Annotated in this window: 11 protein-coding genes; 3 read left to right on the top strand and 8 right to left on the bottom strand. The window is 64.8% G+C overall.

The annotated features are described in order from the left end of the window. Nucleotide 1 precedes the first annotated feature (1 nt). From ASG57_RS25805 to ASG57_RS25790, 4 genes are all read right to left on the bottom strand, one after another. A complete protein-coding gene (locus tag ASG57_RS25805) occupies nt 2–949 on the bottom strand; it encodes an ABC transporter permease (RefSeq protein ID WP_057198060.1) in 948 nt (315 codons plus the stop codon). A gap of 42 nt (nt 950–991) precedes the next feature. Beyond that, nucleotides 992–2,590, bottom strand: coding sequence for an ABC transporter substrate-binding protein (locus ASG57_RS25800; protein WP_024337002.1), 1,599 nt, complete (start codon nt 2,588–2,590; stop codon nt 992–994). 372 nt (nt 2,591–2,962) lie between these two features. After that, nucleotides 2,963–4,513 (bottom strand): AMP-binding protein, encoded by a 1,551-nt coding sequence (locus ASG57_RS25795; RefSeq protein WP_057198058.1) that lies wholly within the window; start codon nt 4,511–4,513, stop codon nt 2,963–2,965. 18 nt (nt 4,514–4,531) lie between these two features. Then, nucleotides 4,532–5,686 (bottom strand): iron-containing alcohol dehydrogenase, encoded by a 1,155-nt coding sequence (locus ASG57_RS25790; protein ID WP_057198057.1) that lies wholly within the window; start codon nt 5,684–5,686, stop codon nt 4,532–4,534. A gap of 308 nt (nt 5,687–5,994) precedes the next feature. Here ASG57_RS25790 and ASG57_RS25785 point away from each other — a divergent pair, with 308 nt between their 5' ends. From ASG57_RS25785 to ASG57_RS25775, 3 genes are all read left to right on the top strand, one after another. Then, nucleotides 5,995–7,191 carry an efflux RND transporter periplasmic adaptor subunit gene (locus ASG57_RS25785; RefSeq protein ID WP_057198054.1) on the top strand — a complete coding sequence of 399 codons (1,197 nt, stop codon included), beginning with the start codon at nt 5,995–5,997 and terminating at the stop codon, nt 7,189–7,191. Further along, a complete protein-coding gene (locus ASG57_RS25780) occupies nt 7,188–10,349 on the top strand; it encodes an efflux RND transporter permease subunit (protein ID WP_057198053.1) in 3,162 nt (1,053 codons plus the stop codon). The genes ASG57_RS25785 and ASG57_RS25780 overlap by 4 nt, the downstream gene beginning before the upstream one ends. 297 nt (nt 10,350–10,646) lie before the next feature. After that, nucleotides 10,647–11,840 carry an ABC transporter substrate-binding protein gene (locus ASG57_RS25775; protein ID WP_024337007.1) on the top strand — a complete coding sequence of 398 codons (1,194 nt, stop codon included), beginning with the start codon at nt 10,647–10,649 and terminating at the stop codon, nt 11,838–11,840. 66 nt (nt 11,841–11,906) lie between these two features. Here the strand turns inward: ASG57_RS25775 and ASG57_RS25770 are convergent, their stop codons facing one another. From ASG57_RS25770 to ASG57_RS25755, 4 genes are read right to left on the bottom strand one after another with little or no spacing between them, the layout of a single operon-like run. Further along, complete coding sequence (locus ASG57_RS25770) at nt 11,907–12,293, bottom strand: MAPEG family protein (RefSeq protein WP_024337008.1); 387 nt, start codon at nt 12,291–12,293, stop codon at nt 11,907–11,909. Nucleotides 12,294–12,320: 27 nt separating this feature from the next. Further along, nucleotides 12,321–13,403 (bottom strand): lipocalin-like domain-containing protein, encoded by a 1,083-nt coding sequence (locus ASG57_RS25765; RefSeq protein WP_057198051.1) that lies wholly within the window; start codon nt 13,401–13,403, stop codon nt 12,321–12,323. Beyond that, nucleotides 13,393–15,855 (bottom strand): FtsX-like permease family protein, encoded by a 2,463-nt coding sequence (locus ASG57_RS25760; RefSeq protein ID WP_057198048.1) that lies wholly within the window; start codon nt 15,853–15,855, stop codon nt 13,393–13,395. The genes ASG57_RS25765 and ASG57_RS25760 overlap by 11 nt, the downstream gene beginning before the upstream one ends. Further along, a complete protein-coding gene (locus ASG57_RS25755; protein ID WP_024337011.1) occupies nt 15,852–16,505 on the bottom strand; it encodes an ABC transporter ATP-binding protein in 654 nt (217 codons plus the stop codon). Before ASG57_RS25755 ends, ASG57_RS25760 begins: the two co-directional genes overlap by 4 nt. Between the last annotated feature and the right edge of the window lie 46 nt (nt 16,506–16,551).

Below are 16,551 nucleotides of genomic sequence, written 5' to 3'. Positions count from 1 at the left end.
CCTAATCCGTATACCTGATCCGCGGGTCGAACACCGCATAGAGCATGTCGACGGCGAAATTGGCGAACACCACCACCACCGCGATGAACATCACGAGGTTCTGCACGATCGGATAGTCGCGCCAGCGGATCGCCTCGACCAAATAGCGCGCGACGCCCGGTATGTTGAACACTGTCTCTGTCACGATCAGGCCGCCGATCAGGAATGCCGCCTCGATGCCGATCACGGTGATGACCGGCAGGATCGCGTTCTTCAGCGCGTGCTGATAGTTTACCGTCGCCTCGGACGCGCCCTTGGCGCGGGCCGTGCGGATATAGTCCTGCCGCAGCACCTCCAGCATCGAGGATCGCGTAATGCGCATGGTCAGCGCCGCGCTGCGGAAGCCCACGGCGGCGGCCGGAACGGCGTAGGTTGCGAACGCTTCCAGCCAGGTCTGCGGATTCGGGTTGAAGATCGGCATCTGGCCGAACATCGCCACGGAGGCGGTCAGGATCAGAAGACCAAGCCAGAACGAGGGCAGCGACAATCCGCTGAGACTGACGACGCGCAAAGCGTAGTCGAGCTTCGTCCCCTGTTTCACCGCGCTGATGACGCCGAGCGGGATGCCGATCGATGCCGAGAACAGCAGCGCGAGGCCGGCGAGGCGCGCCGTGATCGGAATCCGCGGCAGGATCTCCTGAAGCGCCGGCTTTTCCGAGACGTAGGAATACCCGAAATCGCCGCGCAGGAAGCCGCTGATCCAGTGCCAGTATTGCACGATCAGCGGCCGGTCGATGCCGAGCTCCTTTTCCAGATTGGCTTTGTCGGCGGGATCGACATAGCCGGCGGCGGCGAACAGGATGTCGACGATGTTGCCGGGGACGATGCGCAGCAGGAAGAAGATGACGATCGAGATCCCGAACAGGGTCACGAGCATCAGGAACAGGCGCCGCACCAGATAGGCAAACATGCACCGCCTCCCGTCGAACCCGTCAACCGCCCGCGGCGTGCGCTACTTGTCCAGCCACACATCCTCGTAGCGATAGCCGTTATAGGAGCTGTTGGTCATGACGGTGAGACCCTTGACGTAGGGCTGCCAGCAGCTGCCCATGCGGCTGTGGAAGACGATGGGGCGCGCGACGTCCTCCTGCAGCTTCTTGTCGATGTCCCAGACCAGCTTCTTGCGCTTCTCGATATTGGTCTCCTGCGACTGCACGTCGAACAGCTTCTCGATCTCCTTGTTGCAGTAATTGGTGTAGTTGCGCTCCGAGCCGCAGGAATAGTTCTCGTAGAAGGACTGGTCGGGATCGTCCACCGCGTTGCCCGTGAGATTGAGCCCGATCATGTAGTCCTTGCGCGCGACCTTCGGGAACCAGTTCGCGGTCTCGACGACGTCGACCTCGCCGTCGATATAGATCGTCTTGAGCTGGTCGATCAGGATCACCGCGGGGTCGCGATAGATCGGGATGTTGCGTGTGGAGACCTTCACGGCCAGATGCTTGTCTGGCCCGTAGCCGGCCTTCTGCATCAGCTTCTTCGCCTCCTCGCGGTTGGCCTTCACGTCGGGCCCGTAGCCGGGAATGGTCTCCAGCATCTCCTTGGGCATGCCCCACAGGCCGTTCGGCGGCGGCAGCATGGTCCCGCCGATGTCGCCCTGGCCCTCGAACATGATGGAGATGAAAGCCTTGCGGTCGAGCGCCATCGCCATGGCGCGGCGAATGTCGACATTGTCGAACGGCGGCGAGGACGAATTGACGATGATGTTGGTCGACACGTTCGTCGGCGCGATCTCGCAGATCGCGTTCGGGGCCTGCTGTTTGACGTCCCTCACCAGCGGGATCGTCACCTCCGTCGGAAACGTCATGTCGAACTTGCCGGCGACGAAGGCGAGGATCGCGGTCGAGCGGTTCGGGATGATGGTGAGCTCGATGCCGTCGAGGTAAGGCCGGCCCTTGCGCCAATAGTCCGGATTGCGGGTCAGCTTGATGGATTCATTGGCCTTGAACTCGACGAACTTGAAGGGGCCGGTGCCGATTGGATGCGTGCGCATCTCCGCCGGCGAGACATGGCAGGGATAGACCGGGGTGTAGCCGGAGGCGAGCAGCGCCAGCAGCGAGGGCTGCGGCCGCTTCAGATTGAACGAGACCTCGGACTCGCCGTTGGTCGAGATGTCGCTGACCTGGTCGTACCAGCTCTTGCGCGGGTTCTGCCGGAACTTCTGCTGCGCCTTGCCCATCAGCATGTCGAAGGTGCATTTGACGTCGGCCGAGGTGAATGGCTTGCCGTCGTGCCATTTCACGCCCTGGCGCAGCTTGAAGGTCAGCGTCTTGTTGCCGTTCACCCAGGCCCAGCTCTCCGCGAGCTCGGGGACGATGCTGTCCATGCTGTTCTGCGCCACGTCCTGCTTGTAGATGACGAGGTTGTTGAACACGGGCATGAAGGGAACGTTGAGCGAGTAGGTCGCGCCTTCGTGGATCGAGGCATTGCCGGGACTGTCGCGGTGATACATCCGCAGAATCCCGCCCTGCTTGGGCTCGGCGGCGAGCGTTGCGGTTGAGATCGTCAGCAAAGATAACGCCGCCGTCGCGGCGAGCGCCCACACGCTCCGCATGCTCATCCTCCCTGGACACGGCCTTTTGCGGCCTGTTTGTCTGACGATAGCGAGGCGCGCGCATCGAGGCAACCCGCAAGGCGCGGGCCGCCTCGACAATTCGGATGACGCAAGGCCGCAGGGCTTTCGTCTTCGCACAATGTGAGAGTGCAGTGCGAAGGGAAGGTTCCTGCATCATATTGCGCGCAGCTGCTTCGCCAATCTCACTGTCGTCCCGGGGCGCGACGACGTCGCCAACCCGAGACCATACCCACAGGGAGAAGTTGCGGAGCGAACTGGCAACTCCGAATCTTCGCCAAACCACTCCCTATGGCCAAAGTGCCGGATCTGCGCTGCGCTTGTCCGGGACGATGGCGGATGGAGTTGCAGCCCTCAGACGATCCGCGACGCCTTGTTGCCCCAGTAGCGGTCCCGCAGCAGCCTCTTGTAGAGCTTGCCGGTCGGCAGCCGCGGCAACTCCTTCTCGAAATCGACCGAGCGCGGCACCTTCTGCCGCGAAAGTGATTTGGCGCAGAACGCGATCAGCTCTTCGGCCAGGGCCGGCCCGGGCACCACACCGGGCATCGGTTGCACCACGGCCTTCACCTCTTCGCCGAGATCGGCGTTGGGCACGCCGAACACGGCGGCATCGGCCACCTTGGGATGCGTGATCAGCAGATTCTCGCATTCCTGAGGATAGATGTTCACCCCGCCTGAAATGATCATGAAGGTCGCGCGGTCGGTGAGATAGAGAAAGCGGTCCTTGTCGACATAGCCGACGTCGCCGACGGTGCTCATGCTGCCGTCGGGCGAACGCGCCTCCCTGGTCTTCTCGGGATCGTTGAAATATTCGAACGGCGTTGCCGTCTTGAACCAGACCTGGCCAGGCGTGCCGGTCGGGCACTCCTGCATGTTCTCGTCGAGGATGTGCAGGTCGCCGAGCAGCACTTTGCCCACGGTGCCGCGATGACCAAGCCATTCCTCGCTGTTGCAGGCCGTGAAGCCGAGGCCCTCGGTCGCGCCGTAATATTCGTGGATGATCGGTCCCCACCATTTGATCATGTCGTCCTTGACCTGGGCCGGGCAGGGCGCGGCCGCGTGGATCGCAATCTCCAGCGAGGACACGTCGTAGCGATTTCGCACTTCATCCGGCAGCTTCAGCATGCGCGAGAACATCGTCGGCACCAGCTGGGTGTGGGTGATGCCCCATTGCTCGACCAGCTGAAGGTAACGCTCGGGGTCGAAGCTTTCCATGATGATGACGGTGCCGCCCATGCGGATCGTCAGGTTCACGGCGGCTTGCGGCGCGGAATGATAGAGCGGTGCGGGCGACAGATAGACCATGCCCTCACGGTAGTGCCAGAGCTTGGTCAGGAAATCGAACAGCGGCAGATTGTGCTTCGGCGGCTCCTCCGGCAGGGGCCGCAGGATTCCTTTCGGCCGTCCCGTCGTGCCGGACGAATAGAGCATGGCGGTGCCGAGCCATTCATCCGAGATCGGCGTTGTCGGCAGGCCGGCGGTCACCTCGGCAAGACCGACGATGCGCTCGCTCTCTCCGGGGCCATCGGCCACGATGCAGAGCTTGATATCGGGGCAGGCCTGGATCGCCTCCCGCGCGATGTCGAGCTTGGCGACAGACGTGATCAAGATCTGCGACTGGCTGTTGGCGAGGAGATAGGCGAGCTCGCCCGGCGTCAGGAAGGAGTTGATGCAGGTGTAGTAGAGACCGGAGCGTTCGCCCGCGCCGCAGGCTTCAAGGTAGCGCGAATTGTTCTCCATGAAGACCGAATAATGATCGAGCCGCTTCAGGCCGTGCCTGCGAAACAGATGTGCCAGCCGATTGCTGCGTGCCTCGAGTTCGCGATAGGTGACTGACTCGCCTGTGCCCGCCATGATGAAGGCGGGCTGGAGCGGGCGCAGGCGGGCATGGTGACCAGTGTACATCAATCCTCCGGCTTTGGTTCATGCGGCAAGAAGCAGGATTTCGCGCACGTCGGCGGGACCCTCGATCTTGCGCGGATTACGCGGGATCCAGTTCGTGCGCATTGCCTGCTCGGCGATGGAGTCGAAATGTTCCGGCGAAACCCGAACGTCGGCGAGGCTGCGCGGCATGCCGAGCGAGCGGATGAAGGCATCGAGCACGTCGGCGGCGTCGTGGCCGGGATAGCCCATGGCGGCCGCGACGATCGTCTGGCGCTCGGCATTGTCGCGCGCGTTCCAACGCATCACCGCTGGCAGCATGATGCAGGATGTGTAGCCGTGCGGCACGTCTAAGGCCGCTCCCAGGACGTAGCCGATGCCATGGCTCGCCCCCATGGGAACGCCGGCTGCGAGCGCGCCCATCGACAGCCAGGTGCCGATCTGCGCATCCATCCGGGCATCGAGATCGGCAGGGTTCGCCTTCACCCGCGGCAATGCGTCGGCAAGCATGGCGAGGCTCTTCACCGATTGCGCGTCGGCATAAGGGTGGGTCTCATGCGAGCAGATCGCCTCGACGCAATGGTCGACGGCGCGGATGCCGGTCGAGATGAACAGCCATTCCGGCGTGTGCACGGTGATGGCAGGGTCGAGGATGGTCGCGCGCGGCACCGCCAGCGGATGCCGCAGCATCTGCTTCACATGCGCAGCCCGGTCGGTGACGCCGGCAATCGCGCTGAACTCGCCGCCGGCGATCGTGGTCGGTACGCTGATCTGCCGCACGGTCGGCGCGATCATCTCGGGCGCGACGCCCTTGTGCACGCGGATGCGCTCGATGCCCTCGATATCGTCGATGCCGTTGGCGAGGCAGAGCTGCACCGCCTTGGCGCCGTCGGTGATGGAGCCGCCCCCGACAGTGACGATGAGGTCGGCGTCCGCCTCACGCGCCGCTCGGGTTGCCGCGATCACCGCCTCCCGCGGCGTATGCGCCGGCATGGCATCGAACAAGCCGGCGCAGCGCGGGCCAAGTGCTTGCCTGATCTTCGTAATCTCGTCGGTCTGCCGGTTCAGCGTGCCGGAAACCATCAGGAAGGCCCGGCTGGCTCCGAGCCGGTCCATCTGTGCGACGATGGCTCCGGCCGCAGGATGGCCGAACACGACCTCCTCGATCGCGCCGAAAACGACACGTCCCTGGTGCACGCCTGTCCTCCCGGACATCTTATTGTTGTGATTGGCAATCTAGCCGAGGAGTCTGCGCCCGTCATGTGTGAAGACGCTGGCCCGCACCGACCCTCCCCCCGAAGAGATGGCTAACTCGCTCGGTCTTGTGACGCGCCGACCTCAAGGTCGCGGCCATTTTCGCCTGTCAATCCGCCGTCCGGGCAAGGCGGCCTTCCAGCCATTGCGGCAGCCGGCGTCTTGAAGAGATCATCATCGCAACCCATCTTGTGGCGCCCGCAGGTAGAAGCGTACCATGCTTTTCTGCGGCTTTGATGTGAGGACCTGGGATGGGTGGACCGGACGGAAGCGAGCAGTTTGTCAAAAGACACGATTTCGTTCAGCCTCGTCGCAGCGCAATCGCTGGACTTGTCGCCGCAGCGTTCGCCATCACCGGTTGCGACAAGCCGGCGTCGCAGGCCGCCGCGCCAGCGCCCGCGTCAGTGACGGTCGCGCAGCCGGTCAAGCGCACCGTCACCGACTGGGACGAATTCACCGGCCGCTTCGAGGCCATGGAGGAGGTGCAAGTGCGGCCGCGCGTCGTCAACTCCGTCAACTTCCAGGATGGCGCCATCGTGCGTCAGGGCGATCTGCTCTACGTGATCGACCCGCGTCCGTTCGAGGCGGTGGCCACGCAGGCGGAAGGCCAGCTGGCCGACGCGCGCGCCAGGGTCGAGCTCGCAAAGCGCGAGCTGGACCGCGCCTTGAGCCTGGTGCAGACCAGTGCAGTCTCCGAGCAAGTCGTCGATCAGCGCCGCCAGGCCTTGCAGGCCGCGCATGCGGCCGAAACGCAGGCCGATGGCGCATTGAAGGCCGCCAAGCTCAACATCGAGTTCACGCATGTCACGGCGCCGCTGACGGGCCGTGTCAGCCGCCATCTCGTCAGCCCCGGCAATCTCGTGCAGGGCAGCGACAGCGGATCGTCGACCTTGCTGACATCCATCGTGACACTCGATCCGATCTACATCTATTTCGACATGGATGAGGCGACCTTCATCAAATACAGCAAGCTGTGGTTCGAAGGCCGGCGCCCGAGCTCGCGCGATACGGCGAACCCGGTGCAGGTGTCTCTCGTCGGCGAGACCAAGCAATCGCGTGAAGGCACCATCAACTTCCTCGACAACCGCCTCGACGTCTCCACGGGAACGCTGCGCAGCCGCGCCGTCGTCAAGAACACCGATCAGTCGATCCTGCCCGGCCAGTTCGGCCGCGTCCGCCTGATCGCCAGTGCGCCCTACGAGGCGCTGCTGATCCCGGATGCCGCCATCGCGACCGACCAGTCCCGCAAGATCGTGTTCGTGGTCAAGCCCGACGACACCGTCGAGGCGCGCCCGGTCGTGCTCGGGCCGCTTGACGACGGCCTGCGCGTGATCCGTGACGGGCTCAAGGCCGACGATCGCGTCATCGTCAACGGCATCCAGCGCGCCCGCGTCGGCGCCAAGGTCGCTCCGCAGACTGCGCAAGCCCCGACCGGTGGCAAGTCATGAACCTCGGTCGCCTCTCCATCAACCAGCCCATCCTGGCGATGGTGCTGTCGATCGTGCTCTTGATCGTCGGTGCACTTGCCTACACCACGCTGCCAGTCTCCGAATATCCGCAAGTGGTGCCGCCGACCGTCGTCGTCACGACGCAATATCCCGGCGCCTCCGCGCAGATCGTGTCCGACACGGTCGCGGCTCCGATCGAGCAGGAGATCAACGGCGTCGAGGACATGCTGTATCTCTACAGCCAGGCGACCTCGAACGGCCAGCTCACCATCACGGTCACCTTCAAGCTCGGAACCGATCTCGACAAGGCCCAGGTGCTGGTGCAGAACCGCGTCGCGATCGCGCAGCCGCGCCTTCCCGAGGAAGTGCAGCGCAACGGGGTCACCACACGCAAGAACTCGCCCGACATCCTGATGGTCGTGTTCATGCTGTCGCCGGACGACACCTTCGACCAGCTCTACATCTCCAACTATGCGCTGCTCCAGGTCCGCGACCAGCTGCTGCGCCTCGACGGCGTCGGCGACATCCAGATCTTTGGCGCGCGCGACTATTCGATGCGGCTGTGGCTCGATCCCGATCGGATCGCCAATCTCGGCCTGACCTCGGCCGAGGTGCTGGCGGCGATCCGCGCCCAGAACGTGCAGATCGCGGGCGGCCAGATCGCCGAGCCGCCGATCGCGGACCGTGCCTTCCAGCCGAACCTGACTTTCACGGGCCGGCTGAAGGACCAGAAGCAGTTCGAGGACATTTTGATCAAGGCGGGATCCGACGGCCGGATCGTCCGCTTGCGCGACGTTGCCCGCATCGAGCTCGGTGCCTTGTCCTACTCCACCAACAGCTTCCTGCTGCGGAAATCGGCGGTCGCCATGCTGGTGACGCAGCGGCCCGGATCGAACGCGCTCGCAACGGCGAAGAACATCTCCGACACCATGACAAGGCTGAAGGAGAACTTTCCTAAGGGGCTCGACTACAACATCGGCTATAATCCGACCGAGTTCATCGCGCAGTCCGTGCACGAACTGATCAAGACGATCTACGAGGCCATGCTGCTCGTGGTCGTCGTGGTGCTGGTGTTCCTGCAGGGCTGGCGGCCGGCGATCATTCCGATCATCGCCATCCCGGTCTCGCTGGTTGGCACTTTCGCGGTCATGGCGGCGCTCGGCTTCTCCATCAACAATCTCACGCTGTTCGGGCTCGTCCTCGCCGTCGGGATCGTGGTCGACGACGCCATCGTGGTGGTCGAGAATGTCGAGCGTCATCTCGAGCACGGCATGGGCCGGCGCGACGCCGCGCTGAAGACCATGGAGGAGGTCGGCAGCGCGCTGGTCTCGATCGCGCTGGTGTTGTGCGCGGTGTTCGTCCCGACCGCCTTCCTCGGCGGAATTTCCGGGCAGTTCTTCCAGCAGTTCGCCGTCACGATCGCGGTCGCGACCGCGATCTCCTGCTTCTGCTCGCTGACGCTGTCTCCGGCACTGGCTTCGCTGATCCTCACCCCGCATGAGGACAAGAAGCCGCCCGCCGCGTGGAACGTCGTCGCGCGCGGCTGGAACGCCTTCACGGGCGTGTTCAACCGCGTGTTCGATCGTCTCGCGCATGGCTATGCGAGCCTCGCAAACTTCGTGATCCGCCATGCGGTGGTGATGCTGCTGTTCTATGTCGTGCTGATCGGCAGCGCCGGCTGGCTGATCGTGACCACGCCGCAGGGCTTCATTCCCTCGCAGGATCGAGGCTACGTCATCATCTCCGTGCAACTGCCCGGCGCGGCCTCGCTGGCGCGCACCACGGAGGTCGTGCGCGAGATCGAGCGGATCTCGCTGGACACGCCCGGCATCGTCCGCGTCGCCGCTTTCGCCGGCTTCTCCGGCGCCACGCGCACGCAAGCCGGCAATGCCGCGGCGCTATTCCCCGTGTTCGACGAGCCGGAGACCCGGCTGAAGAAGGGGCTGTCCGCGAACGCAATCACGGCCGAGCTGCGCAAGCGCCTGTCCGCGATCCAGGGCGCGTTCATCATCGTGATTCCGCCGCCGGCCGTGCCCGGCATCGGCACCGGAGGCGGCTTCACCATCCGTATCCAGGACCGACAGGGCCGCGGGCCCGAAATGCTCGCAGCCGCGACCGACGAGCTGGTCGCTGCCGCGCGCAAGGCGCCGAGCCTCACCTCGGTGTTCTCGCCGTTTACGGCCAATACGCCGCAACTCTTCGTCGACATCGACCGCACCAAGGCGCAGAAGCTGGGCGTTCCCATCGCCAACATCAACGACACGATCCAGACCTATTTCGGATCGACCTACGTCAACGACTTCAACCTGTTCGGCCGCACCTACCACGTCACCGCGCAGGCGGACTTCCCGTACCGCAAGGAGCAGAGCGACCTTGCGCGCCTGCGCACGCGCAATGCGTCCGGCGACATGGTGATGCTCGGCAGCGTCGTCGAATTCAAGGACGCCTCGGGCCCTGACCGCGTCGCGCGCTACAATCTCTATGCAGCCTCCGAGCTCCAGGGCGAGCCGGCGCCGGGCATCAGCTCGACCACTGCGCTCGACACCATCAAGCAGCTCGCGAACGACACGCTGCCGAGCGGCTTCACCTTCGAATGGACAGATCTGTCCTATCAGCAGGTCACCGGCGGCAATGCAGGTCTCTATGTGTTCCCGATCTGCGTGCTGTTCGTCTATCTCGTGCTCGCCGCGCAATATGGCAGCTGGACGCTGCCGTTCGCTGTGATCCTGATCGTGCCGATGTGCCTGCTCGCGGCCACCCTCGGCGTGCGGATCATGGGACAGGACGTCAACATTCTCACCCAGATCGGCTTCGTCGTGCTGGTGGGACTGGCGGCGAAGAATGCGATCCTGATCGTCGAGTTCGCGCGCGACATCGAGAATGAGGGCAAGTCGCGGCTGGAGGCGGTGATCGAGGCCTGCCGCCTGCGCCTGCGGCCGATCCTGATGACGTCGTTCGCCTTCATCCTCGGCGTGCTGCCGCTGGTGATCTCGAGCGGCTCCGGCTCTGAGATGCGTCAGGCCGTCGGCGTCGCCGTGTTTTTCGGCATGATCGGCGTCACGCTGTTCGGGCTTCTGTTCACGCCGATCTTCTACGTGGTAGTGCGGAACCTGGCGGAGGGACGCAGAGACAAGAAGCCGAAGATCGTGGCCTCCTAGGTGCCGGCCATTGCCAACAGCGCACCCGCATTCACGCTGTCGTCCCCGCCTCCTGCGCAATCGCGCATGGGGACCCATAACCACAGGGAGACGTTTTGAGCGAAGGAGCAACTTCGACTCTTCGCCAAATCTCTCCCTGCGGCCAGGTCCGGATCTGCGCTGTGCTTGTCCGGGGCGACACCGGTTGTTGGCGCGTACCCTCCATACTAATGACCAACGTGAAACGGATGGGCACGCGCGCGGTTCTTCACTAGTATTCGCGCGATTTCACAACAGAAGACTGTCGGGAGCTAACACATGAAATCAGCCCTTTTGGCCGCCGTCGCAACCTCTGCCGTATTGCTCGCCGCACCGGCCGCCGCGCAAGGCGTCAAGATCGGCATTCTCAACGACCAATCCGGCGTCTATGCCGACTACGGCGGCAAATGGTCGGTCGAGGCAGCCAGGATGGCGATCGAGGATTTCGGCGGCGAGGTGCTGGGCCAGAAGATCGAGCTCGTCACCGCCGACCACCAGAACAAGCCGGACCTTGCAACCTCGATCGCGCGGCGCTGGTACGATGTCGAGAATGTCGACATGATCACGGAGCTGACGACCTCCTCGGTTGCGCTCGCGATCCACGAACTCTCGAAGGAAAAGAAGAAGATCGACATCGTCGTCGGGGCTGCGACCTCGCGCCTGACAGGCGATGCCTGCCAGCCCTACGGCTTCCATTGGGCCTACGACACCCGGGCGCTCGGTGTCGGCACCGGCGGCGCGCTGACCAAGGCCGGCGGTGATACCTGGTTCTTCCTCACCGCGGACTACGCCTTCGGCTACGCGCTGGAGAAGGACACCAGCGAGATCGTCACCGCCAATGGCGGCAAGGTGGTCGGATCGGTGCGCGTGCCGCTCAATTCCTCGGACTTCTCCTCCTTTCTGCTGCAGGCGCAGAGTTCCAAGGCCAAGATCGTCGGCCTGGCCAATGCCGGCCTCGACACCACCAACTCGATCAAGCAGGCGTCCGAGTTCGGCATCGTCTCCGGCGGCCAGAAGCTCGCCGGCCTGTTGATGACGCTTGCCGAAGTGCATGGCCTCGGCCTGCAGGCCGCGCAGGGCCTGGTGCTGACGGAAGGCTATTATTGGGACGTCAATGACAAGAGCCGCAATCTCGGCGAGCGATTCCTCAAGCGTACCGGGCGGATGCCGAACATGATCCAGGCCGGCACCTATTCGGCGACGCTGAGCTATCTGAAAGCGGTCAAGGCCGCCGGCACCAAGGATCCGGATGCCGTCGCCAAGAAGCTGAAGGAGCTGCCGGTCGACGACGACTTCGCGCAGGGCGGCAAGGTGCTGGAGAACGGCCGCATGGTCCACGACATGTATCTGTTCGAGGTCAAGAAGCCCTCGGAATCGAAGAAGCCGTGGGACTATTACAAGCTGCTCGCCACCGTCCCCGGCGACAAGGCCTTCTTCACCGCCAAGGAAAGCGGCTGCCCGCTGACGAAGTGACGCGCAGCGTCATTCCGGGTTCGGCGCTAGCGCGCCGCCCCGGAATGCCGGCTTGTGTCTCACCCCTCACACCAGCCGCAACACCACCGCGCCCAGCGCTCCTGCCCACAACGCCATGGCGGCGATGCTCTGGATCGCGAATCCCGGGCCACGCTTGGCCGCAGCCTTCGAATAACCGACGAAGTAGACGATGCGGCCGATGATCCAGACCACGCCGATACCAGCCGCAATGGCATCGCTGATATAGACCGCGAACAGCCACAGCGCCGGCAGGAAGATCGGCATCCATTCCAGCGTGTTCATCTGGATGCGGAAGGCACGTTCGAAATCGGGATGGCCCGACATCGCAGGCACCTTGACACCGGTCGCGGTGCGCGAGCGCGACACGTTGATGGCAGTGAAGAAATAAAACGCGATCGCCAGCAGCGTGACGAGAGCGGTGAGATGATACATCGTAAATCCCCTTGAAGCGAGTGCGCTTCAATAGCCGGTCAGCTCGAGATAGCCAACGCCGTCATGCGTGCCGGCAAAGCTGATCGGTCCCTCCCAATAGGAGAAGCCGGTCCCCATCCAGGCCTTCGGGTTGAGCGGCTTGCAGGCGATCGAGAGCGAGCGCGAGGGGATCGCGATTTGCCATTCCACGGGCACCTTGCGTCCCGCGATATCCGCCGTGCCTTTCGGCATCATCTGAATATCACTACCTGCAATCATCTGTGTCTCGCCCGTGGCGCTGATCCAGTTGCCGAACGGATAGTCCCTGCCGTCCTTCTGCCGCAGCCGGTACAGCATCAGCTTGTCGCCGGATGCGAGATGCAGCGATAGCCAGTCCCAGCCGGTCTGGTCGGCGTCGAGCGGCTGGCTGCTCCATTCCCTGTCCATCCAGGCCTGGCCCGAGACATCGATCGGCTTGTCGCCGATGATGAGCGTGCCTCGGGCCCGGTAGAACGGCTGGCTGTAATAGTAGGACGCCTGTCCGCGCTCCGACTTGCGGCTGTAGCCGCCGTCGCCTTGCAAGACCACCGGCCGGTCGGCCTCCAGCGTCAGCGCATAGCTGAAATCGGTGCCGGATGCCTTCAGCGTCAGCGGCGCCAGTGTGCGATCGTCGGTGCGCTCCAAGCCCTTCATCTCCCAATCGTCGATCCAGGCATCGAACGGCTTGGCCGTGACGCCGGCCTGCCCCACGCCGCCGCGTGAAAACGTTTCGGAGAAGCGGTGGGTGTCTGCGCGCGTCGCCGCGGCATGCGCCATCCACACCTGTTGATTGGCCCAGCCTTCGCCTTGCGGACCCGGCTGCGCGGCCTGGCGGAACAGCGTCCATTGCAGCCCGCATGCTGCGCCGCTGCCGTCGACGAGGTTTGCCGTGAGATACCACCACTCGATCCGAAACTCGGGATGCGGCCCGTGATCGGCGGGAAATGTGAATGTCCGTCCCGGCGTGACCTTGGCGAAGCCGTCGGCGGCCTCGCCGAGGCCGGCATAGCCTTGCGCGCTGGCGCGCCGTACGAATGCCAGGGCGGCGATGCTGGCGGCGAAGGTACGTCGCGAGATCCTGTCAGCGCTCATTGGCGAACACCTTGACGAGGCTGGCCGGCCGCATTCGCGCCAGCCGCGCCACCGGCAGCAGCGCCGCAACCAGCGAAGCGAGCAACGCCACCGCGACGAGCTCGATCAATTGTAACGGAAACACGTGGAACGGCAGTCGCCAGCCGAACGCCTTCACATTGACGATGGCGATCAGGCACCACGCCACCAGGAGGCCGAGCGGCACGGCCAGCAGCGCCGTGAAGAGTGCGACCGAAAGCGTCTTGGTCAATTCGATCGCGGCAAGGCGCGGCCGCGTGATGCCGATCGCCCAAAGCGGCGCGAGCTGCGGCAGACGGGAGTTGGCCAGCGTGAGCAGGCTCGTGAAAAGCGCAATGCCGGCAACGCCGAGCGTGAAGGCGTTCAGCGCCGAGGTTACCGCGAAGGTGCGGTTGAAGATGCGAATCGATTCCGCTTTCACCGTCGCCTGGTCGGCGACACTGCGGTCATCGAGCGCGAACTGCTTCTGCAAGGCTGCGATCAGGCCAGGGATATGGTCCTTCGCGACGATGAGGCCCATCCGCGTCTGCGGCGTCTGCGGAAACTGCCGGATCAGCGCCGCGACATTCACCGTGAGCTGCCCCTTTGGGTTGCCGTAGTCGGCATAGATGCCGACGACGTCGAGCGCCCAGGCGCCGCCCGGCGCCGGCACTTCGATCACGTCGCCGATCCGCACATTCAGCTGGCGGCTCAATTGCTCGCTGACGAAGGCGGCGTTGCCCGGCACCAGCCGGGTCCAGGCGCGCGGCACGCTGTCCAGCAGCGGCCAGCGCTCGCGATAGAGCGCGTGATCGGGCAGGCCCAGCACTTCGACCGATTGGCCCCGGATCTGCGTCTCGGCGCGTCCGCCCGAGAGGACCGCCTGGACGTCGCCGCGCTCCTTCAGCCAGTTTCGAATCGCGGTGCCTTGCGCATTGTCGGACGCGCTGATGTAGACGTCGGCGGCGAGCCGCCCCTCGAGCCAGCCGATGAAGGTACGGCTGAAAGTTTCCACCATGGTGGACACCCCGACATTGACGGCGAGCGCGAGCAGCAGCGCCATCAGCGCGAGCGAAAGGCCGGAGAGCTGCTGCCGGCTGTCCGCCCAGAACCACAGCGCGAGCGGCCCTCGCGCGGCGCGCTGGCCGGCGAACAGGATGATCTCGAGGAAGGCCGGCAGGATCAGCGCCGCGCCCAGCATCAGCGCGGCCAGTACGCCGAACCCTGCGATCAGCGATTGTCCGTAGTGGAGCAGCAGCAGCGCAACGGCGAATACGGCGCAGGCGGCGAGGCTCTGCAGCAGCAGCCAGCGCCGCTGCCGCTGCTGCCAGGCGCGCGGCTGCGCGGTCGCCAGCACCGGCATCCTGATGGCCTTGATCAGGCTCGTCGCGGCCGCCACCAGTGCGCCCGCGACGCTGATGCCGACCCCGGCAAGCCACCATTCGGGGCGCAACGTGAGCTGCCCCGGGATCTGCGCGCCATAGAGCCCGCGCAACGACGCCGCGACGTCCGGCAGGAGCGCCGCAGCGATGAAATAGCCGCATGCAAGCCCGATCAGTCCGGCGACCAGCGCCAGCGCGACCAGCTCGATCACCAGGACGGTGTTGACCAGCCGCGCCGAGGCACCGCAGGCCCGCAGCGTCCGCAGCATCGGCAGCCGCTGCTCGAAAGCGAGGCCGACCGCCGAGTTGACGATGAAGAGGCCGACGAAGAAAGACAACAGGCCGAATGCAGTCAGGTTGAGATGAAAGCTGTCGGTGAGGCGCTCAAGCTCCGTTTCGGCATCCGGCTCGACCCGCTGCAGTTGATCGCCGACGACGCTGGCCAGCGGCGCCGGTTTGCCCCTGGGCTTACCGATCAGCAGCCGCGACACTTGGCCCGGCTTGTTGAGAAGGCGCTGCGCCACGCCGATATCGACCACCAGTACGTCCGGCACGAGCTGCGGCAGCACGCGCAGCGGTGGCAGTTTTGCGCCGTTGCTGATCGCCGGCGCCGCGCCTTCCGACTCCCCCAGGCCGCTCAGCGTCTCCCGTGCCAGTAGCGTCTGGCCCGGCGCGGCAACGAAGCTGCTCAGATCCGCAGCGCCAAGGCGCGGCGCGTTGCCGACATCAGTCGGCAATGTCACCGGCTCAATGCCGAGCAGCCGGAGCGAGCGTCCGTTGATCTGCACCCGTCCCTCCAGCGCCGGTGACACCGGCCAGCCCGCCCGGCGGAGTTTGACGAACAGCTCCTGCGGAAAAGTCGCCGCATTGGGCGCGACCAGCATCGCCGTGCGGGCGCCGCCGAACGTCGCCGCAGCGCGGTCATAGGCATTGCGGGCTTGCTGGTTGATCGCCTGCACGCCGCTCCACAGCGCCGTCGCTGCGATCAGTCCGACCAGCAGCGTGGCGAACTGCATCTTGTGGCGCCGCCAATGGCTGAGCAGCACGGCGAGAATCCACAGCGCGCGTCTCATGCGATACGCCCGGCATGCAAGGTGAGGTGACGGTCGAGGGTGGCAGCCAGATGCAGGCTGTGCGTCACCATCAGGAAGCCGCAGCCGGTGCGCGCGACGAGGTCGCGCGTCAGCGCCAGCACGTCCTCGGCGGTGGTTTCGTCCAGATTGCCGGTCGGCTCGTCCGCCAGCAGCAGCGAAGGCTTTGTCGCCAGCGCCCGGCCGATCGCGACCCGCTGTTGCTGGCCGCCTGATATTTGTTCTGGATAACGTTTGAGCAGGCTGCCGAGCCCGAGTCGCTCGACGAGCTCTTTTGTCCAGGCCGCATCGTGCCGGCCCGCGATCCGGGCCTGGAAGGCGAGATTGTCCGCCACCGAGAGGCTCGGGATGAGATTGAATTGCTGAAAGACCAGCCCGATGCGGTCGCGCCGCAGGCTGGCACGCCCCGCATCCGACAGCCTGGTGACTTCGATTTCCTCCAGCCTGATCGTGCCGCCATCGGCGGCATCGAGCCCCGCGATCAGGTGCAACAATGTGCTCTTGCCGCTGCCGGACTCGCCGGTCAGCGCGACGCGCTCGCCGTGCCTGAGATCGAGATCGACGCCGCGCAGCACGTGGACCGGCTCGCCGGCGGAGGAGAAGGTCTTGGAGAGATTTCGGATGCTCAGCACGATGAATGGCGCCAGACGGAATTGACGGAATTGCTGCGTAGCACAC

It is taken from the genome of Bradyrhizobium sp. Leaf396, from assembly GCF_001424605.1.
GTDB classification, from domain to species: domain Bacteria; phylum Pseudomonadota; class Alphaproteobacteria; order Rhizobiales; family Xanthobacteraceae; genus Bradyrhizobium; species Bradyrhizobium japonicum_C.
This window is presented reverse-complemented; position numbering and strand designations above follow the sequence as displayed.

Coding starts and splice junctions, on each gene's coding strand:
- ASG57_RS25805 (WP_057198060.1), bottom strand. CDS start 949: ATGTTTGCCTATCTGGTGCGGCGCCTGTTCCTGATGCTCGTGACCCTG.
- ASG57_RS25800 (WP_024337002.1), bottom strand. CDS start 2,590: ATGCGGAGCGTGTGGGCGCTCGCCGCGACGGCGGCGTTATCTTTGCTG.
- ASG57_RS25795 (WP_057198058.1), bottom strand. CDS start 4,513: ATGTACACTGGTCACCATGCCCGCCTGCGCCCGCTCCAGCCCGCCTTC.
- ASG57_RS25785 (WP_057198054.1), top strand. CDS start 5,995: ATGGGTGGACCGGACGGAAGCGAGCAGTTTGTCAAAAGACACGATTTC.
- ASG57_RS25780 (WP_057198053.1), top strand. CDS start 7,188: ATGAACCTCGGTCGCCTCTCCATCAACCAGCCCATCCTGGCGATGGTG.
- ASG57_RS25775 (WP_024337007.1), top strand. CDS start 10,647: ATGAAATCAGCCCTTTTGGCCGCCGTCGCAACCTCTGCCGTATTGCTC.
- ASG57_RS25770 (WP_024337008.1), bottom strand. CDS start 12,293: ATGTATCATCTCACCGCTCTCGTCACGCTGCTGGCGATCGCGTTTTAT.
- ASG57_RS25765 (WP_057198051.1), bottom strand. CDS start 13,403: ATGAGCGCTGACAGGATCTCGCGACGTACCTTCGCCGCCAGCATCGCC.
- ASG57_RS25760 (WP_057198048.1), bottom strand. CDS start 15,855: ATGAGACGCGCGCTGTGGATTCTCGCCGTGCTGCTCAGCCATTGGCGG.